Source organism: Isoptericola croceus, from assembly GCF_029382255.1.
Classification (GTDB): Bacteria; Actinomycetota; Actinomycetes; order Actinomycetales; family Cellulomonadaceae; genus Isoptericola; species Isoptericola croceus.
This window is the reverse complement of record NZ_JARLLG010000004.1, coordinates 62,231-82,080: the sequence shown is the minus strand read 5'-3', so window position 1 is coordinate 82,080 and position 19,850 is coordinate 62,231. Positions and strand designations below refer to the sequence as shown.

Below are 19,850 nucleotides of genomic sequence, written 5' to 3'. Positions count from 1 at the left end.
CCGCACTTCCACGCTAGGACGGACCAGCGCTGCAGGCCAGCCGTCGTCGGGCGCGGGGGCCTGACGCCGAGGTAGCGCTCCACCTCCCCAGGTAGCGCAAGGTCCGGTGGGGTAGCGCAGTGCGCTACCCCACCGGACCTTGCGCTACCTCGGACCGTTCAGGCGCACGGTTGGACCGAGGACCAGGCGGACCAGACGTCCGCACCGGGCTCCTGGCCACGGGTCCACCACATCGCGAGGTGGTTGACGCCGTCGTGCTCCACCAGTTCACCGCCGTCGTAGGCGGTGGTGGCGTCCCACGGCTCGGCGCACGCGGCGACCGGCGGGGCTGCCTCCGCCGGGCCGATCTCCATCCAGGGACCCGAGGCCGCCACGGACGACTTGCCCCGCGTCGTCGAGGCACCCGGCTCCTGGCCGCGCGTCCACCACTGCGCCTCGAAGACGACACCGTGGTGCTGCACCAGGTCACCCTGCACGTACACGCCAGTCGCGTACCACGGGTTCGGCCCCGGCTCGCCCTGCTCGCCCGCGACGGGCGGCAGCAGCTCGATGACCGTCGGCTCCGGGTTCGCCGTCAGGCGGGCGCCGGTGTCCGACGGCGCCACGTCCGTCAGCTCGTACAGGCCGTGCATCTCGATCGACCCGTCCTCGGCGATCTCGGGGCGCAGGTTCTCGCTGTCCCGCGTGACGAACCAGTCCGGCCCCACGGAGGCCGGGCGCCCGTCCGAGGCGTCCTGCGCCGTGCCGTCGAAGTAGTTCGACGCGTCCGTCAGCATCGACGTGTCGGACTGCTTGAGCCCGAGCGCGTCCGACCCGGCGTTCCAGGACAGCACCCCGCCGGCCTCGTAGGCGCTGGTGGCGGCGTTCGTCTCCAGGCGGACGCCGCGGGCGTTGTCGACCGTGGTCACGTCCGCCAGCCGGACGTCCGGGCCGGAGTTCGACGAGACGCCGACACCGGCGTTGCCGTACGCGACGGAGTTGCGCAGCAGGTGGTCACCCGGCATGGACTCGCCGCCGAGCTTGAACCCGTTCCCCTCCCCGATGTCCGTCGGGTCGCTCTCGAGCCAGCCGTTGTCGAACGCGACCGAGTCCTCGATGACCACGGTGCCGATCGACCCGGTGGTCGACTTGGCGAACAGGTCCCAGCCGTCGTCGATGTTGTGGTGGGCGATGTTGTACCGGAACACGTTGCCCTCGCCGACGGTGAGCTTGGCCGCGAACCCGTCGGCGTCGTTCTTCGCGTCGTCTGCGTTGTTGTGCGACACCGAGGAGACCACCAGGTTGTGCGTCGGCCACATCGACGGCGGCTCGGCCTCCGATCCGGAGATCTGGATACCGGTGTCGCGGTTGTGGTGCGCCTCGACGCGCTCGACCACGTTGTGGTGACCCTGGACGAGCATCGGCTTCTGCTTGTCGCGGGAGCCAGTGACCTCGACGTCGTACACGTGCCACCAGTCGCCGCGCAGGATGATCCCGCCGCCTCGCGAGTCGTTCAGGTCGAGGACCGCACGCTCCCCGGGTGCGGACATGAGCGTGATGGGCGCGTCCGGCGTGCCGTTGCGGCCCCGCTGAGCGACGATCGCCGACGTCGGCCGGTAGGTGCCGCCCGCCAGCACGATCTGCTGCCCCGCCTGGGCGAACGCCACGGCCGTGTGGATGTCCAGCGGGCTGGCCTCGGTCCCGTCCCCGTCCGGCGTGCCGTGCGGGGCGACGCGGATCGACTGGCCGGGCTCGCCGTAGGAGGCGACGGTGACGGTGACCGCCGTCTCGACCGGGTCGGTGGACTCCAGCTCCTCCCGCTCGCGCAGGTGCGGCTGGTCGTCACCGGGGACGGCGCGCGCGGTGAACTCGTTGACCCCGGGCTCCAGGGCCACGGTGCCGAGCTGCTGCTCACCGGGCTCGAGCTCCAGCCCGTCGACGACGACCTCACCGGCCGCGTCGAGGATCTGCCCGGTGCCGAAGAAGTTCGTCACCAGCGGGATGTCGAGCTCGTGCTCGGGCGTCGTGGACGTGACGTCGACGGACAGCGTGGTCGGCACGTAGCGCGTGGGCGGCTCCTGTGCCGCCTCGTCGTCGTCCGGGTGGATCGTCGTGAGCTGCCAGTCGGTGACGGTCACGGCGATCTTGCGGGCCACGGCCATGCCGACGTAGTACTCGTCGCCGTTCTGCTGCAGCAGCATCTCGGGGTCGTAGTGGATGACCTCGACGTCGTCCTCGCCGTCGCGGTGCCAGGTGGCGTGGAAGCCGGTGTTCGACTTGCGCAGGCTCAGCTCGTAGACGTCGCCGGTCTCGAACTTCGCCGCCGTACCGGCCTCGCTGCGGAACTGCGGGTCGAACTCGACCGAGTCGTCCTGGTGGCGCGTGCCGGCGGAGTTGTCGTCCGTCGCGCCGGTGTAGCCGTGCACCCACCGGGCGCCCGGCGTGCCGTTCGCGAAGTTCGGCGCGGTCCCGTAGCGGGTCACCAGGGCTCCGGCCGAATTGAAGTACCGGTGGGGCGAGGACTCGGGGACCAGGTCGTCGATCGCCATCACGCCGAACCCGGACTGGTTGTCCTTCGCCGAGGCGTCGTCCACGTGGAAGGTGGCGGTCAGCGTGAAGTTCTCCGTGGCGGGGTCGATCTTCGTGAAGAAGTACTGGAACCCGTCCTCGGAGGTCGCGAGCTTGGTGGAGCTGGCCCGAGCGTCGAAGGTGATCGTGCCGTCGCCGTTGTCCGCCACCGAGCCGCCGGAGCCGGCGTTGGACCCGACGTCGGCGGCCTGCCAGCGCTCGACCGAGCCCGCCACGGTCACCTCGAAGGGCGCACCAGCGGCTTCGTCCGTCCCACGTTGCGCGGCCACCCGCACCTGGTAGGTCTCGCCGACCGTCAGGCCGGTGACGTCCGCGCTGGTGCCCGTGACGCCGTCGACGGCGGTGGTGAAGTCGGTGCCGTCGGCGCTGGTCTGCACGGCGTAGGTCTCGGCCTCGGCCACGGCGGACCAGTCGACCGTGACGGTTCCGAGCCCGGCCGAGACGGCGGTGGTCAGGGCACCGGTGACCTCGGGGCCCACGAGGGGCAGCGAGAACGCACCGGTCCCCACGCGGTCCGAGACGAGCTCGTCGCTCTCCCCGGAACGGGTCAGTCGCACCTCGACCTCGTAGTCGCCGGAGGCCGGCGGCGTCAGCGCGATCGTGCCGGCCTCGCCGGGTGCGGTGGAGAACGCGCGGTCGACGAGCTCGCCGGCGGTGTCGTAGAGCAGGGCGTGGGCGACGTCCCCGCCGTCGGTCCCGACCAGACCGCTGTAGGCCACCGCGAGCCGGGACGGGTCGCCCGCAGCGAGTGCGACGCCGTCGACCACGGGTGCGGCGACGTCGGCCCACGGTGCGCGCTCGACGTCGTCGTCCGCGCCGAGCTGGGCGTAGTAGACGTTCACGCCGGAGGCCGGGGAGGCGATCCAGTAGGTGCCGGCGGCGGGGACCTCGAGGATCTCGGTGGCGATCGGTACGCTGCCGTCGTCGGCCAGCGCGGGGACGCTGTCGACCTCGGTCCACGAGGCGTCGTAGAGGGCGAGCGTGCGGTCGGCGGAGCCGCTGCCGCTGCGCGCGTGGACGAGCACCTCGGTGGGCTCGTCCACGGTGATCGCCAGCGACCGCTGCTCGGCGTCGCCCGCACCGTTGAGCTTGAGCCGCTGGGTGTACTCGTCGCCGCGGTCGGAGGTGCGCGCGTGCGCGTCGACCGTCACGGCCTTGGCCGTGGTGGCGTGGAGGGTGAAGTCGCCGACGACGACGTCGCTCGTGTAGTCGCCGGTGCTCAGCGTGCTCGCGTCCAGCGCTGTCCCCGGGCCGGCGGCGACCGCCGCGACCGAGGCGGTGACGGTCAGCGCCGCGGCCGTGAGAGCGGCCAGCGACGTGCGGACCCTGGTGCCTGTCGGTGTCATGAATCTCCTCGTCGAGATGCGCACCGCTCGGCATCGAGCGTGCGGGAAACCGGTTTCTCGTACGGTAATCGCATTCCCGCCTCGCGGTCAAGCGGCTGCCCGCCGTCCGCGGTGCCGCGGTCGGTAGTTCGTGTCGGGATCGGTAGTCGGAACTACCGATCCCGAGACGAACTACCGACCCCTCACCACGCAGCGCGAGGCGCCACCACCGCGCCGCCGTCGTACGCTCGAACAGTGCAACCCGCCGCCCGGCCGCTGGCCCCCACGTACCAAGAACGCCGGTGGGAGCTGCCACCGGACGCGGTGATCCACCACGGCACCGTCGACGACGCCGCCCGCGCCCTCGAGGGCCGCACCCTGACCGTCCTCACCGGCGCCGGCATCTCCACCGACTCCGGCATCCCGGACTACCGCAGCCCCGACTCGCCGCCACGCAACCCGATGACGTTCCAACAGTTCGTGGGCGACGACGCGTTCCGCCGGCACTACTGGGCCCGTAACCACGTCGGCTGGCAGCACGTGCGCCGCACGCACCCCAACGCCGGCCACCGCGTGCTCGCCGAGCTGGAGCAGCGCGGCATCGTGCGCGGTGTCATCACCCAGAACGTCGACCTGCTGCACGAGGACGCCGGCTCGCGCACCGTCATCGACCTGCACGGACGCTACGACAGCGTGATCTGCCTGCAGTGCGGCCGCACCATCTCCCGCGCCCACCTGGCCGAGCGCCTCGACGCCCTCAACCCGGGATTCGTCGAGTCCGTGCTCGACGGCGGCACCACCGTCGCGGACATCGAGGTCGCCCCGGACGCGGACGCGGTCATCGCCAAGACCTCGCACTTCCGCCCGGCGGACTGCGAGTTCTGCGGGGGCGTGCTCAAACCGGAGATCGTCTACTTCGGCGAGAACGTGCCGCGAGACCGTGTCGCCGAGGCCTACGAGCTGGTCGACTCCGCCGACGCCCTGTTGGTCGCAGGCACGAGCCTGACCGTGATGAGCGGCCTGCGGTTCGTGCGCCGGGCCGCCAAGGCCGAGCAGCCGATCGTCGTCGTCAACCGCGGCGAGACCCGCGGCGACCCGCTCGCCACCGTCAAGGTCGACGCCGGCGTGACCGAAACCCTCGTCACCCTGGGTGAGATGCTCTGAGGCGTGCCCGCACCGTCCTCACCGCGCACGGACATCCAGGGTCTGCGCGCCGTCGCCGTCGCCGCCGTCCTCGGCTTCCACCTGTGGCCCGCCTCGGTCACCGGCGGCTACGTCGGGGTGGACGTGTTCTTCGTGGTGTCCGGGTTCCTCATCACCAGCCACCTGCTGCGCCGCCCGATCCGTGGCGGCCGCGACCTGCTCGGCTTCTGGGCCCGGCGGGTGCGCCGGCTCGTCCCGGCCGCGAGCCTCGTGCTGATGGCCACCCTCGTCGCGGCGGCCGTCTGGCTGCCCACCACCTCGCTGGTGCAGGTCGGCCGCGAGGTCGTCGCCTCCGCGCTCTACGTGGAGAACTGGGCGCTCGCGAGGTCCGAGACGGACTACCTGGCCGCTGATGAGCTGCACTCCCCCGTGCAGCACTACTGGTCGCTGTCCATCGAGGAGCAGTTCTACGTGGTCTGGCCGCTGCTGCTCGCTGCGGTCGCCTGGGCCGGCCTGCGCGCGCGGCGGCGCCACGACTCCGAGCGCACGACGGCGGCACTGGCGGTCGCGCTGACCGGTGCGGTCGTGGTCGCCTCGCTCGGCTGGTCGGTGTGGATGACGCGGGCCGAGCCGGCCGCCGCCTACTTCGTGTCCACCACCCGGTTCTGGGAGCTCGGGCTCGGCGGGCTGCTGGCCGCCGTCCTGGCGTTCCGCGCCGCGCGGACCGCGCCGGCGACCGCGCTCGTCGGGGTGGCATCCGGTGCAGCGGCGCCCCGTGGTGGAGCACCCCGTGGCGCAGCACCCGATGGCCCCGGTCCCGCGGGGCAGGTCGGCGCCGAGCCCGGTGCCCCGCGGACGCTGACCGGGCTGCGGGTCGCCGCCGCCTGGTCCGGGCTGGTCATGATCGCCGTCGCCGTGCTGACCTTCGACGCCAGCACCGCGTTCCCGGGGTACACCGCGCTGCTGCCGACCGTCGGCGCGCTGCTGGTCATCACCGCCGACGCCGACCGGCTGGGCGGCGGGCCCGGTGCTGCCCTGCGGTGGCGGCCCGTCCAGTGGCTGGGTGACACCTCCTACTCGGTGTACCTGTGGCACTGGCCGCTGATCGTCATCGCCCCGTTCGCCCTGAGCCGCGACCTCGGCACCGCCGACCTCCTGGCGATCCTCGCCGCGACCCTGCTCCTGTCCTGGTTCTCCCAGCGGTACGTCGAAGACCGCCTGCGGTTCCATCCCCGACTCACCCGCCGCCTCGGGGCGACGTTCACGCTGCTCGGGCTGTGCGTCGTGGTCGTCGCAGGTGCCGCCGTCGGCGTCTGGGTGTCGGCGAGCGCCGCCGAGCGGGACGCCCTGGCCGAGGCGCGCGCCGCCGTCGTGCAGGCCGAGCCGTGCTTCGGTGCCGAGGTGGTGCGTGACGCGTCCTGCGAGGACCCCGGGCCGCTGCTCGGGCCGACGGCGGCCGCGCAGGACAAGCCCGTCGTCTACGCCGACGGCTGCTGGAACGACTCCCCGTTCACCACCCGCAACACCTGCACCTACGGCGGCGACGGGGCCGAGGGGCCGACGGCGCGGATCGCGCTGGTGGGCAACTCGCACGCCGGGCACTGGGTCCCGGCGCTCGAGGACGCGATCGCGACGGAGGGCTGGCAGCTCGACACCTACCTGCAGTCGGTCTGCTACACCGTGGACGCGCCGATCGACCTCCCGGGCGCGGGCGTCACGGAGGCGTGCCGCGCCACGAACCGGTGGGCGGTGGACAGCGTCGTGACGGGCGGGTACGACCTGGCGGTGCTCTCCGACCGCACGCACCAGCCGCTGGCCGGCGTCGCCGAGGAGGACCAGGAGGCCGCCGCACAGGACGCCTACCGCGAGACCCTCGCGGCGTTCACCGATGCCGGGATCCCGGTGCTCGTGCTGCGCGACACCCCGGCGATGCCGCGCAACGTGCCCGAGTGCCTCGTGCAGTTCGCCTATGCGCCGGAGACCTGCGGCGCTCCGCCGGAGACCGCGCTCGAGCCGGACCCGCTCGCGAGGGCCGCGAGCGCCGACACCACCGGGCTGGTCTCCGTGGCCAGCGTGGACCACCTCATGTGCGACGAGGTCTGCCACCCGGTGATCGGCGGCGTGACGGCGTACTTCGACCACGGGCACCTGACGGCGACGTTCGCCCGCACCCTGGCGCCCGAGGTGACAGGCGCTGTCCGCGCGGCGCTCGGCGACGCGCCGTAGGCTGCCGACATGCTGGACGCCGTGGTGGTCGGGTCGGGTCCGAACGGGCTCACCGCAGCCGTCACCCTCGCCCGGGCCGGGCTCGAGGTGACGGTGCTGGAGGCGCAGCCGACCGTGGGCGGAGGGTCGCGCACGCTCGACCTCGGCCTGGCGGACGGGATCGTGCACGACGTCTGCTCCGCGGTGCACCCGATGGCGTGGGCCTCGCCCGTGCTGCGCGCGTTCGACCTGCCGGCGCACGGCGTCGAGCTGCTGACACCCGAGGTGTCGTACGCCCAGCCGCTGCCGGGCGGTCGCGCCGGCATCGCGTACCAGGACATCGAGCGCACGGCCGAGCGGCTCGGGGCCGACGGCGCGGCGTGGCGGTCGCTGCTCGGCCCCTTCGCCGAGCACTGGCAGGCGGTGGTCGCAGCCGGCCTGGGCGACAAGCGGTCGCTGCCGGTCAGCCTGTCCGACGGTGGTGGTCTGGTCGCGGCCGCCCGCTTCGGGCTCGCGGTGGCCGAGCAGGGCACGGGCCTGTGGGGGCGGCGGTTCCGTACCGAGGAGGCGGCGGCGCTGCTGACCGGGGTCGCCGCGCACGCCATCGCCCCGCTGCCGTCGCTCGGGGCGGCCGGCACGGCGCTGCTGCTGGGGATGCTCGCGCACGCCACGCCGTCGTCCACCGGCGGTGCCGGGGGCGTGGGCGGGCGCCCCGGGCTCGCGGGGGGCTGGCCGATCCCGCGCGGCGGCTCGGGCGCGATCACGGCGGCGCTGCAGAGGGAGCTCGAGGCTCACGGCGGCACCGTCGTCACCGATCACCCGGTGCGGTCCCGCGCCGACCTGCCGCACGCGGCGACCTACGTGTTCGACACGTCGCCGAGCACCGTGCTGGACGTGATCGGCGACGACGTCCCACCGTCACGGCAACGCGGCCTGACCGGGCTCGGGCGTGGTGACGCCGCCGCGAAGGTCGATCTCGTGCTGTCCGGACCGGTGCCGTGGACGGAGCCGGAGGTCGGGCGGGCGGGCACCGTGCACGTGGGCGGCACACGCGCCGAGATGGCCCGTGCCGAGGCAGCGGTCGCGGCGGGAGACCACGCGGAGAGGCCGATGTGCCTGGTCAGCGACCCGACCGTCGTCGACCCCTCCCGAGCGGCCGGTGGCCTGCGGCCGCTGTGGGCGTACGCGCACGTCCCTGCCGGGTCCACCCGCGACGTCACGGACGACGTGCTGGACCAGGTCGAACGCTTCGCGCCGGGGGTGCGCGACGTCGTCGTCACCTCGCGGTGCGTCCCGGCCGCGCAGCTGGCCGAGCACAACCCCAACCTGACCGACGGCGACATCGCGGGCGGCCGGGTCACCCTGTGGCGGATGATCGCCCGGCCGACCGCCCACCCGAACCCGTACCGCCAGGCCGGCGGCGTCTACCTCTGCTCGGCGTCGGTGCCGCCCGGGCCCGGCGTGCACGGGATGGGCGGCTGGTACGCCGCCCGGCACGCGCTGCGCGAGGTCTACGACCTGCACATCGCGCCGCTCTGACCCCGGTTCGAAGCTCACGGCACGAGGTAGGCCACGTCCCCGTTCGAGCTCCGGATCTCGACCGTCCGCGCGGCGGAGGGGTCGGTCGGTCCCTCGATCGTCTCGCGGCCGTTCGACGTGCCGATCGTCAACGCCACCGGTTCGCCGTCACCGATCACCGTCACCCTGCCGTTCGACGACCGTGCCTCGACATCACCGCCGGCGCCGGAGACCTCCACCGTGCCGTTGCTCGTCCGGGCGACGACGCCGCCGCCGACGTCGGAGACCTCGACGCCACCATTGCTCGACCGCGCCGAGACCCGCCCCTCGACGCGGGCGATCTCCAGCTCGCCGTTCGCCGTCTGTGCGTCCACACCACCGGCGACGTCGTTCAGCAGGATGTCGCCGTTGCTCGACCGGGCGACGAGGTCACCCCCGATCACACCAGCGCTCACCTGCCCGTTCGACGACCGCAGCTCGGTGTCGGCGTCGAGCCCGGACGCCGAGACGTCCCCGTTGCCCGTCCGCGCCACCACCGCGGTCTGTGGTGGGACGACGGCGCGCAGCTCGCCGGAGCACACCCAGGAGAACCACGCCCATGACGGGCAGCGGTGCGTCAGCACCAGGCGGCCGCCGGTCTCCTCGACGGAGTACCGCGGGGCGACCAGGCCACGGCGGGCGACGGCGTCCACCTCGATGCCCGTGATGGCGTCGTCGGCCCGGACGTCGATGTCGCCGTCGGCCACGAGCTCCAGGCCCGCCGCGCCGTCGTAGTCCTCCCGCGTGGTGCTCGTCGAGGACAGGCCCCAGTCGACCAGGTGCAGCGCCCCCCATGCGACGAGCAGGGCGGCGAGCACGAGACCGCCCGTGAGCAGCACGCGCCCGGCAGGGCTGCGCTGCGGGTCGGCCGGGGGTCCGGGCGCGTACGGTGCCGGCGCGGTGCCGGTGGGCGGGGTGGTCATCTCAGGTCTCCGTTCAGGTCCAGCCAGCGCAGCACCGCCATGACGCGACGGTGCGCGTCCGCGTCGGGCGGCAGGCCCAGCTTGGTGAGGATGTTGGTCACGTGCTTCTCCACGGCGGCGGGTCCGACGACGAGCCGGTCCGCGATCGCGGCGTTGGAACGCCCCTCGGCCATGAGGGCGAGCACCTCGCGCTCGCGCGGGGTGAGGTCGGCGAGGTCGTGGCGCGAGCGGGCGAGCACCTGCGAGACGACCTCCGGGTCGAGGACGGCGCCGCCGCCCGCCACCCGGTCGACGGCGTCGAGGAACTCGTCGACGTCCGCCACCCGGTCCTTGAGCACGTAGCCCAGGCCGCGGGTGCCGCGGGCGAACAGCTCGGCGGCATAGCGCTGCTCCACGTACTGCGAGAGCACCAGCACCGGCAGTCCCGGGTGCAGGCTGCGCAGGTGCACGGCGGCCCGCAGCCCCTCGTCGGTGTGCGACGGCGGCATGCGCACGTCGGTGACGAGCAGGTCCGGCAGCGTCGCGCCCGCGGTCGTCAGGGCGGCGACCATCTCCAACGCGGTGCGGTGGCCGGTCACGTCGTGCCCCTCGGCCCGGAGCAACCGGGTGAGGCCGTCGAGCAGGAGGACGGAGTCCTCGGCGATCACGATGCGCACGGGAGCTCCACGGTCAGTCGGGTGCCGGCGTCGGCCGGGCTGGTCAGGTCGAAGGTGCCGTCGAGCGCGGCGACGCGGCCCCGCAGGCCCGCGAGCCCACCGCCCGGAGCGGCCTCGGCTCCGCCGTGACCGTCGTCGGTCACCTCGACCCGCAGGACGGCCCCGGTCTCGGTTCCGGTTCCCACAGGCACGACGGCGGCACGAACGGTCGCGCGGGTCGCCACGGCGTGCTTGGCGACGTTCGTCAGCGCCTCTGCGACGACGAAGTAGGCGGCGGCCTGCGCCGTCGTCCCCGCCGCGTCGAGGCCGGACGCCTCGACGCGGACCGGGACGGGGCTGCGGGCCGCAAGCGCCGAGAGCGCGGCGTCGAGGCCACGGTCGGACAGCACGGCCGGGTGGATGCCTCGCACGAGGTCACGCAGCTCGGCGAGGGTCTCCTTGACCTCGCCGTGCGCGTGCTCGAGGGCGAGGGTCGCGGCGGCCGGGTCGTTCTCGGCGGCTCGACGGGCGGTGCCCATCGCGACGCCGAGGGCGACGAGGCGCTGCTGGGCGCCGTCGTGCAGGTCGCGTTCGATGCGGCGGCGCTCGGCGTCCGCGGCTTCCAGGGCGGCGGCGCGGGTCTCGGTGAGGACGTCGGCCCGCTGCGCCGCCGCCGCCGCGGCCGACTCGGCGACACGCGCCTCGGACTCGGCGGCGCGCTGGGCGGCCCACGCCTCCGCTGCGGCGGACGGCCCGAGCAGCGCACGGGCGAGGCGCACCACGGTCAGGGTGCCGGCCTGGGCGCAGAACGCGGCGAACCAGAGGGCGAGGACCGCGACGAGGACGACGAGAGCGGCAGTCGCGGCGGAAGCCGTCCAGGTGCGCCCGTCGGTCATCAGGAGCCGGGCGGTCAGGGCGCCGCCGCCGACGGCCCCCGCGACCAGCGCGACGACAAGCGCCAGGTAGAGACTCTGCAGGAGCAGGCTGAGCAGGGCGTAGGCCGTCACCCGCCAGCCGGCGGGATCGGTGGTCGCCGCCCACAGCCGGGCACCGCGGCGCCCGCCGGCGGGCCGCCGTCGTTCCGGCGCCGGCACGCGGACGCCGGTCTGCGCGGCGACGCGAGCGCGCTCGACGCCGCCGAACGCCCGTGCCAGGGCGAGCATCGGTGGCAGCAGGACGAGCCCGAGGCCGAGCGCGGGGACGAGCGCGGCCGCCGTGACGACGCCGATCACGGCGAGGAGGCCCGCCGTCAGCGACCAGATCCAGCCGACGGCGAGCTGGGCGACGCCGCGGTACGTCGCTGCCGAGACGGGGGCGCGGACGAACCCGGGGTGCGTCGTGAGCGCTGGTGCGACCCGGGTCGCCGCGGGCTCGGTGCTGGTCATGGCACCGACACTACGAGGGTGGGCCACGGCGCGGAATGCGGCCGACCCACGCCCCACGGGTAGGGCTACCCCACGCCCCCGACGTGGTGCGCTCGGCAGTTCGCGCTCGGCTCGGCAGCTTGAGCGACCGATCCGAGCGGAATGTGCCGAGCGGAGGGCGCCGGTCAGCGGCGGGGGCCGGTCAGCGGCGGGGCTGGAAGAACCGGCGTAGGACGGCGGCGCACTCGTCGGCCCGCACGCCGGCGACCACCTCGACGGCGTGCAGCGCGCGCTGGTCGCGGACCATGTCCCACACCGAGCCCGTCGCACCGGCCTTCGGGTCCCAGGCGCCGAGCACGAGCCGGTCGACGCGCGCCGCGACGAGCGCTCCGGCACACATCACGCACGGCTCCAGCGTCACCACCAGGGTGCAGCCGTCCAGCCGCCAGCCTCTCCGGGCGGCCGCCGCCGCACGGAGGGCGAGCACCTCGGCGTGCGCGGTGGGGTCGCCCGACTCCTCGCGGCGGTTGCGACCGGTGCCGAGCACCCGCCCGTCCGGACCGACGACGACGGCGCCGACGGGGACGTCGTCCGTCGCGATGGCCTGGGCCGCCTCGACCAGGGCCGCACCCATGAGGTCGTCCCAGGCCGCACGGCGCGCCCCGAGCGTGCTCGGCGGGAAGACGTCGTCGTCCGGCTCGGGTCGGTCCACCGAGGGCTGCTCCACACGCCCAGGCTACCGACCAGAGCGAACGCCCGGTTGCCTCGGACAATTCACCCGCGACCGACCTTCCGCCCGAGACGGACAGGATGCTCTAATAGCACGCATCCCCGTTTACTACCCGCCGGGTGTTTCCGCACTCGCACCCACCTGTGAAGGGATCACACAGCCGTGAAGAGAATCCTCGCGAGCGTCGCCACTGCCGCGCTCGCACTCGGAGGGCTCGTCGCCACCGCGATGCCTGCCTCCGCCCACACGCCGAACGTCCATTCCACCTGTGACAGTCTCTCGCTGAACCTCACGCAGTACGTCAAGGGCCACCGGGGCGACAAGAACACCGTCACCGTCTCCGTCGACGGCAAGAAGGTGCTTCGCCAGGACTTCGACCGGTCGTTCACGACGACCGTCAAGCTCGACGGGACCGGGCACGACTGGGTCGTCGAGATCGACGCGTGGGACGGCGAGAAGGGCAAGCAGTTCGACGAGATCCGGAAGGGCACCACCGAGCCGTGCGCCGCCGCCCCGGCGCTCGAGACCGGCCTCTACCTGTACGAGAAGAAGAACCCTGAGCAGGACGCCTCGTGGGACAACTCGGGCCCCCAGACGTTCGTCACGTCCCGCCCGGGCGGCGAGTACTTGACCGAGCTGCCCGTCGAGGAGCTGCCCACGGATGTCTGTGGACCCGCGTGGGGGGTTCAGCAGGACGTCGTCCGGCTCGCCGACGACTTCGCCTGGCCCGAAACCATCGAACCGCCCGTCACCAAGCTCTCCAAGTGGCTCGTGAAGGCGAAGCACCAGAACCTGAGCGACCTCGTCACCGTCCCCGACTGTCACGAGAACGTGCCGACCCCGGTCGAGCTGCCGGCTCCCACACCCGTCGAGGTGTGCGACGCCGAGCCCTCCGTGACTCTCCCCGAGAGCACTGTCGCGGAGTACGCCGAGCAGTGGGACGCCTCCCGCACCCAGGTGACGGTCATCGCCACCCCGGTCGATGGCGAGCAGTTCCCCGAGGGCACGCAGACCGAGTGGACCTTCACCTTCGGCGACCTCGTGTGCGACACCGACCTGCCGGTCGTCAGCCCGTCGGTTCCCGCAATCACTGACCTGTGCGGCACCGAGAACGACCTGATCGAGCTTCCCGCCGACACGGACGAGGTCACCTACGAGTCGACGACCGAGGGCTTCCTCGCCCACGCAGCCGAGGGCTTCACGCTCGGCGACCTGCCCGCCGAGTACACGTCGGTCGACGCCACCACGGCGCTCTACACCGTCACCGAGACGACCCTCACCGACGAGGCCTGCGAGCTCGTCCCCGGTGACATCGGCGCCGTCTGCGACGCCAGCTCGCCGTACCTCGTCTACGGCGTCTCGCTGCCGGAGAGCTCCGAGGTCGAGGGTGACAACCCGCTGACGATCACGTTCCTCAACCCGGACGGTGCGGACCACGTCACCACCGGCCTGCCGCTCGAGGGTCGTCTGCTGTGGCCGGGCGCCTCGGACGAGGAACCGCTGCAGTGGCCGGGCTGGGAGCAGCTCGAGGACGGCACGTACGCCGAGACGGACGGCAACTTCGCGTGGACCCGCGACGGCGTCCAGGTCCTGTTCGAGGTGAACCCGGACTACTCGACGGTCGTGAACTACCCGCCGGCGTCGGAGGACTGCGTCGACGCGCCGAGCAACGTCCGCGGCCCTGCCGCCCAGACCGTCGTGGACGTGCCCGAGGACGGCTCCGGCGCGGACGACGGCGCCTCCGGTGAGGACGAGCTCGCCCTCACCGGCGCGACCGTGGGCATCGCCGCTGCGGTGGCCCTCCTGCTGGTCGCCGGTGGCGTGACGCTGTTCGTGGTGCGTCGCCGCCTCCAGCACAGCTGACCTGCTGAGATCGAAGGGCCCGACCGGTTCGCACCGGTCGGGCCCTTCGGCGTCCTCGCACACGACCACCCCGGTACGGTGTGTCCATGCGCCTGCACGTCACCGACCACCCGCTGGTCGCCCACAAGCTCAGCGTCCTGCGGGACGAGTCGACGCCGTCGCCCATCTTCCGGCTGCTGGTCGACGAGCTGGTCACCCTGCTCGCCTACGAGGCCACCCGGCACGTGCGGACCGAGCCCCGGGAGGTCAGGACCCCGGTGACGACCACGACGGGCGTCGCGCTGAGCGACCCGAGCCCGATCGTCATCCCGATCCTGCGCGCAGGCCTCGGCATGCTCGACGGCATGACGCGACTGCTCCCGACTGCGGAGGTGGGGTTCCTCGGCCTGCAGCGCGACGAGGAGACGTTCGAGGCCGTCACGTACGCCAACCGGCTGCCCGACGACCTCACCGACCGTCAGGTGTTCCTGCTCGACCCGATGCTGGCCACCGGCGCCACCCTGGTCGCCGCGATCGACTACGTGCTCGAGCGGGGTGCCCGCGACGTCACCGCGGTCTGCCTGCTCGCCGCGCCGGAAGGGCTGCAGGTGGTCCAGGAGGCCGTCGGCGACCGCGTCGACGTGCAGATCGTCGTCGCCGCCGTCGACGAGCGGCTCAACGAGAAGAAGTACATCGTGCCAGGGCTCGGTGACGCGGGAGACCGCCTCTACGGCATCGTCTGAGCAGCCGTCAGCGGTACTCGCAGAGGCCGATCTCCTTCCACTGCTCCCACTGGCCCATCCACACGCCGACCCACTCCTCGGCGTCGTACCACGACGTGCCGCTCTTGCCGCGCTCGCCACCCTTGCCGTGCTCGCCCTGGGGGGGCGACCCGTCCCAGCCGAGGTAGCGCTGGGCCTTGCCGTTCCACGACCGCACGTCACCGTCCGAGTACTTCTCGCCCCACGCCACCCGCGCGCCGCACCAGCCGGCCTCGGCGGCGGTGAACGTCTCGACCTCGAGCTGCGTCGACCAGCCCCGGGAGGACACCGCCCAGGTGGCACCGTGCCGCCCGTCGACGCGCCGGGCCTCGACCGTGCGGGTCTTGCCCGCCGGCACGGTGACCTTCTCCTCCACACCGTGCGGTCCGACGACGTGGAACGACGTCTTCACGGTGGACCGGGTGTTGTCGAGCACCACGCCGACCTGCCGCCACGACGTCGCGTAGTCGCCGTACCGGTCCATCTCGACGGGACCTTCGTCGAGTCGAGCCTGCGGGTCGCGCACGACGCAGCGGACCGCGTCATGGTCGGCGGCTCGCTCGACCGTGAACGACTGCCCCTCGACGGTGCGCCCGAGGCGAACGGTCACGGTCCCCGAGCTCGTGCGCCACGATCCGGTGTCGACCACGAACCGGACGGAGCCCCGCGCGGCGAGCTGCCGCTGATCGACCGCGTCCCCCCGGCGCAGCAGGGTCGCCGTCCAGGACCGGCGGTCGTCGCCGGCGACGTCCACGACGATCTGCGCGGTGCCGGCGTCGCACTGGGTCGCAGCACTCACCTGGACGCTGGCCGGCCAGGAGGGTGCCTCGGCACAGCTCGCGAAGCCGAGATCGAGGTTCGCGAGCCGGAGGCCGTCGGCCGACACCGAGCCGGACTCCGTGCCCCAGGCCACCCGGAGCTTGAGAGAGCCCTTCTGCCCGGCGGCGACCCGCGAGTCCTGGCTGCTGCCTCCTGCCTGCGCGGTGAAGACCACGGGCAGGGTCGAGCGCGAGTTGTCGACGGGGATGGTGAACGTGCGCCACGAGGTCTCGCTCGCGGCGTCGTACGTGCACGCCCCCGCGGTCTCTGCCCGGCCGGCACGCGGAGCGATCTTCGCCGCCTCGTAGCCCACGGTCGGTGCGGTCGCCGGCACGACGCCGGTGGCCGGTTGGTCACCGTCGAAGTCGGTGACCCACCGGTACAGCAGGAACGTGGCGGCCCCCGCCCCCAGCTCGGTGCTGTCCGTCGTGCGGCCGAGGGTGACCGTCTCGCCCGCACCGAGCCGCACGGCATCGGTCTTGCCCCCGGCAGCGGCCATCGAGGCCTGCATCGGTTCGCTCGTGCGGTTGGTGATCGTGCCCTCGATCCGGATCTTCCCGCCGTCGTTGCGGACGGTCGAGGAGGTCCGCACGTCCCAGCTCGGGTCGTAGCACTCGGCGGAGCCGTGCGACCCCGCGGCGACGGTCCGGCTGTAGGTCGCGCCACCGACGACGGTCGACAGCGTCCACGTTCCCTCGCCGGCGGGGACGCGCAGCCCGTCGGGCGCGGTCAGTGTCGTGGCGTCGCCGGGTGCCAGCGAGGTGGACGTCGAGACGCGCGTCCCGGCCGCCTCCAACGTCACGTCCACGGTGCGGCCGGTGAGGTTCGTGTAGGTGCCGACGACGACGGCGTCCGCCTTGGTCAGGCCGCCCGTCGCACGGCACGACGCCTCGATCGACACCGTCCCGGCGTAGGCACCTTCCCACGCCCGCGGCGCGGAGACGGCCGTGACCGAACGGACCGTGGGACCGCCGTCGGGCAGGGTGGGGGCGACCCTGACCTCGTAGGTGCCTTGCGCCGTCGCGCCGTCCGCGACCACCGTGGCGCGGCCCGTCACCGACTCGCCCGGCGCGAGCGCTCCGCCTGTGCAGCGCCATACCGCTGCGCCGTCGTCGGCCGGCCGTTCACGGGCCTCGCACGCGAGGTCTCCCCCGATCCCCTGCGGCACGAGGCCGGCGGGGACGCGGACGTTCGTCGTCCACCCTGCGGCGACCGGCTCGTCGCCGCTGTTCTGCACCGTGAAAGGGACCTCGGCGAGCCCGGGGTTGGCGACGGCCACGGTGCTGTCCGTCCGCGCGGTGAGCTCGGGTCCGTAGTACTCGACCTGCATCGGCGTGAGCGCGATGTTCCGGGGGTCCACACCGTCGGCCCAGGTCTGCGCCGTGACCGTGTACGCACCGCCGTCACGGACGACGAGCGGGACGGTGACGGTCCGTGTCTCGCCCGGCCCGACCGTGCCGAGCGCGCACAGAGCCTCCTGCGGCGCCGCCGTCGGGGTGCAGGGGAGCGTCTGCGTCGTGTGCACGACGCCGGCGGCGGTCCCTGAGGGCGACGACGTCGGTGCCAGTCGAACCCCGGCCGGGAGCGAGAGGAGCACGTGAGAGCCGATCGCCGCGGTCTCGCCAGAGTTCGCGACCCGGAGGTCCAGGTGCTCGATGACGCGCGGCTGCAGATCGGCGTCCGGCTCGGCGATCTCGACGACCATCTCGGCCGGTGCCGGCCCGAGGTCCTCCGGCAGCAGATCGGCGTCGGTCAGGAAAGGTGGCAGGTCACCGGGCCCTGCCGGGTCCTCGTCCGGCGGTCCAGCCTCCTCGGGCTCCGCCTCGCTCGGCCACGGTTCGCCCTCGACGCTGTGCGACGGCGGGTCGACGACCGAGGGCAGGTCGTTCGTCCCCATGGCTCCCAGGACGGTGACGACACCGACGGTCGCCACCGCGACCGCACCGGCGGAGGCAGCCACGGTCGCCCCGGAGACGCCGGCCGTGGTCGCCGCGACGGCGGTCGTCGTCGCACCGACCGTCGCCGTGGCGGTCGCGCCGGCCGTCGCCGTGGCACCGGCCGTCGCACCGACACCGACACCGCCGGCGGACCCGACGGCTCCGACCGATCCCGCACCGACCGCTCCAGCACCGACCGCCCCGCCGGTGACGAGGCCGACCGGCAACGCACCCAGGACGGCCATCCCCGCCAGGCCGACGATCAGCGGTGCGACGACGGCCCGCATCCCGTGCGCGACGTCGCTGAGCTCGAGCACCAGGGTCCGGCAGTCGCCGCACACCTCGAGGTGGGCGTCGACCTGGGCGATCTCGCGCCGGGAGAGGCATTCTCGGACGTAGCCACCGAGCAGGGCGTTGACCGTCCGGCACGAGCCGGCGGGGTCGGTGGAGAGGTGCTCCTGCAGGTAGCCGACGCGCAGGCCCTCGCGCGCGCGGTACGCGAGGGCGGACACCCCGTTGGGCGTCAGGCCGAGGATGGGCGCGACCTGGGCAGGCGTGAGCTGTTCGATCTCGGTGTACCAGAGGACGGCCTGCCACCGTTCGGGCAGCCGCTGGTAGGCGCGTGCGACCACGGTGTTCTCGAACCCGGCGAGGGCGGGGTCCTCGGGCGAGGACGACGGGCCGAGCGCCGACTCGAAGGTCTCCTCGTCCGCCGTCGGGCGCATGCGGCGCGCTCGGCGGGACAGGTCGGCCGCGAGACGTCGCACGACGGTGAACAGGTAGGCGCGGAAGTGCGTGTCGGGCCCATCGCCCTTCTGCAGCACCCCGAGCACACGCTGGAACGCCTCGGAGACGACGTCGTCCGCGTCGCTGGCGGCCGAGACGTACTGGCGGGCGAGGGCCTTGGCCGCCGAAGCGTGCCGCTCGAACAGGGCTCCGTAGGCGTCGAGGCTGCCGCTGCGCACCTCGAGGATCAGCTCGCCATCGCTGGGAGCCGTTCCGTCCGATCCCACGTAGACGTCGGTCACGTCGCCAATCCGCTTCTTCGTTGCGCCCCCGTGCGCGCCCGCACCCGGTCGGGCACGAACGGCGCTACTCTACGCCCGTTCCGCCGACGGCGCGGCTCGCGGCGGTGAGGGAATCCTGCTGGGCTGCGATTCACCCGCGCCGGTTTGCCGGAACTGCGTCATGATGAAGCCCTATGGAAGTCCCACCATCATGATCCTGCCCTTGCCCCCCGGTGGCGCACCAGCCACCGACACCCGTGAGCGCTGGCGCGCCGCCAGCCTGACGGAAGTATGGCTTCGTCCTGGCGACTGGTACCACCCTGCGGTGGATGCTCTCGTGGAGGCACTCGAGGCCGGCCGCTCTCCTGAGATGGCGGCCCACCGACTGGGCACGGCACGCAGCGCCGCTGGCATCGGCCTGGACGAGACGCTCGACGACGTCGGCTGCCTCTACCGGTCCGTCGGCGCCCCCCTCGACGTGGACGCCGTCCGCGGTGCCGCGCAGGGGTGGGTGCTGGTGCGGGAACGGGAGCCTGGACCGTCCGGCCTCCGCGACCCCGCCACCGGGCTCCCCACCGCTGACTATCTGGGCGAACGGTTGCGCGAGACCTACGGCTTCGCGCAGCGCGCGGACCGCGACGTCCCCGATTCGCACTGCCTGGTGATCCTCGACGTGGCGGTGGACGAGCTGGGCGCCTGGCAGCGGATGGCGCGCGCCGCATCGGTCGGCCGCACGCTGGACCAGGTCTTCGGGAGCGGGCATCCGATGGCGTCGTTGAGCGACGGCGTGTTCGCCGTGCTCTGCGAGCGCGGGCCGGAGACGGCTCGCCTGGCGCAGTCGGTGCGCAAGATCGTGGAGCGCAACGCGGAGGTCCTGGGCGTCGCCGAGAGCATGCGTCGCCCGGTGCGTGTGTGGGTGGAAGGGTTGCCGGACTCCCACCAGGCTGCCCTGGAGCTGCTGCGCCAGCTGCACCGCTGAGCCACGGAGGTCGCCAGAGCCCACCAGCGAAGCACAAAGGCCTCGGACGCCGCCG

General features: G+C 73.4%; 12 protein-coding genes. 6 read left to right on the top strand and 6 right to left on the bottom strand.

Annotated elements, in window-relative coordinates; translation table 11 throughout:
- Positions 1 to 158: 158 nt before the first annotated feature.
- Complete coding sequence (locus tag PZC42_RS10885) at positions 159 to 3,914, bottom strand: right-handed parallel beta-helix repeat-containing protein (protein ID WP_277210935.1); 3,756 nt, start codon at positions 3,912 to 3,914, stop codon at positions 159 to 161.
- Positions 3,915 to 4,148: 234 nt separating this feature from the next.
- Between PZC42_RS10885 and PZC42_RS10880 the strand changes: the two genes are divergently transcribed.
- From PZC42_RS10880 to PZC42_RS10870, 3 genes are read left to right on the top strand one after another with little or no spacing between them, the layout of a single operon-like run.
- Positions 4,149 to 5,057: an NAD-dependent protein deacetylase gene (locus PZC42_RS10880; protein ID WP_438802950.1), complete on the top strand. Its 909-nt coding sequence runs from the start codon at positions 4,149 to 4,151 to the stop codon at positions 5,055 to 5,057.
- Positions 5,058 to 5,060: 3 nt separating this feature from the next.
- Positions 5,061 to 7,262 carry an acyltransferase family protein gene (locus PZC42_RS22540; RefSeq protein WP_277210932.1) on the top strand — a complete coding sequence of 734 codons (2,202 nt, stop codon included), beginning with the start codon at positions 5,061 to 5,063 and terminating at the stop codon, positions 7,260 to 7,262.
- Positions 7,263 to 7,271: 9 nt separating this feature from the next.
- Positions 7,272 to 8,780 (top strand): phytoene desaturase family protein, encoded by a 1,509-nt coding sequence (locus PZC42_RS10870; protein ID WP_277210930.1) that lies wholly within the window; start codon positions 7,272 to 7,274, stop codon positions 8,778 to 8,780.
- A 14-nt stretch (positions 8,781 to 8,794) separates the two neighbouring features.
- Here the strand turns inward: PZC42_RS10870 and PZC42_RS10865 are convergent, their stop codons facing one another.
- The 4 genes from PZC42_RS10865 to PZC42_RS10850 form a co-directional block, all read right to left on the bottom strand.
- Positions 8,795 to 9,721 carry a DUF4097 family beta strand repeat-containing protein gene (locus PZC42_RS10865; protein ID WP_277210928.1) on the bottom strand — a complete coding sequence of 309 codons (927 nt, stop codon included), beginning with the start codon at positions 9,719 to 9,721 and terminating at the stop codon, positions 8,795 to 8,797.
- On the bottom strand, positions 9,718 to 10,377 hold the full coding sequence (locus PZC42_RS10860; RefSeq protein WP_277210926.1) for a LuxR C-terminal-related transcriptional regulator: 660 nt from the start codon (positions 10,375 to 10,377) through the stop codon (positions 9,718 to 9,720). Before PZC42_RS10860 ends, PZC42_RS10865 begins: the two co-directional genes overlap by 4 nt.
- The gene (locus PZC42_RS10855; RefSeq protein ID WP_277210924.1) at positions 10,365 to 11,741 is read right to left on the bottom strand and encodes a sensor histidine kinase; all 1,377 of its coding nucleotides are present in this window, start codon (positions 11,739 to 11,741) and stop codon (positions 10,365 to 10,367) included. Before PZC42_RS10855 ends, PZC42_RS10860 begins: the two co-directional genes overlap by 13 nt.
- 181 nt (positions 11,742 to 11,922) lie before the next feature.
- The gene (locus PZC42_RS10850; RefSeq protein ID WP_277211372.1) at positions 11,923 to 12,354 is read right to left on the bottom strand and encodes a nucleoside deaminase; all 432 of its coding nucleotides are present in this window, start codon (positions 12,352 to 12,354) and stop codon (positions 11,923 to 11,925) included.
- A gap of 258 nt (positions 12,355 to 12,612) precedes the next feature.
- Between PZC42_RS10850 and PZC42_RS10845 the strand changes: the two genes are divergently transcribed.
- Positions 12,613 to 14,313, top strand: coding sequence for a hypothetical protein (locus PZC42_RS10845; protein WP_277210922.1), 1,701 nt, complete (start codon positions 12,613 to 12,615; stop codon positions 14,311 to 14,313).
- Positions 14,314 to 14,399: 86 nt separating this feature from the next.
- Positions 14,400 to 15,035, top strand: a complete 636-nt coding sequence (gene upp / locus PZC42_RS10840; RefSeq protein ID WP_277210920.1) for a uracil phosphoribosyltransferase — start codon at positions 14,400 to 14,402, stop codon at positions 15,033 to 15,035.
- Positions 15,036 to 15,042: 7 nt separating this feature from the next.
- On the opposite strand, the gene PZC42_RS10835 is transcribed toward upp, so the two are convergent.
- Positions 15,043 to 18,837 (bottom strand): sigma-70 family RNA polymerase sigma factor, encoded by a 3,795-nt coding sequence (locus tag PZC42_RS10835; protein ID WP_277210918.1) that lies wholly within the window; start codon positions 18,835 to 18,837, stop codon positions 15,043 to 15,045.
- Between the two features lie 304 nt (positions 18,838 to 19,141).
- Here PZC42_RS10835 and PZC42_RS10830 point away from each other — a divergent pair, with 304 nt between their 5' ends.
- The gene (locus PZC42_RS10830; RefSeq protein WP_277210916.1) at positions 19,142 to 19,795 is read left to right on the top strand and encodes a hypothetical protein; all 654 of its coding nucleotides are present in this window, start codon (positions 19,142 to 19,144) and stop codon (positions 19,793 to 19,795) included.
- Positions 19,796 to 19,850 lie beyond the last annotated feature (55 nt).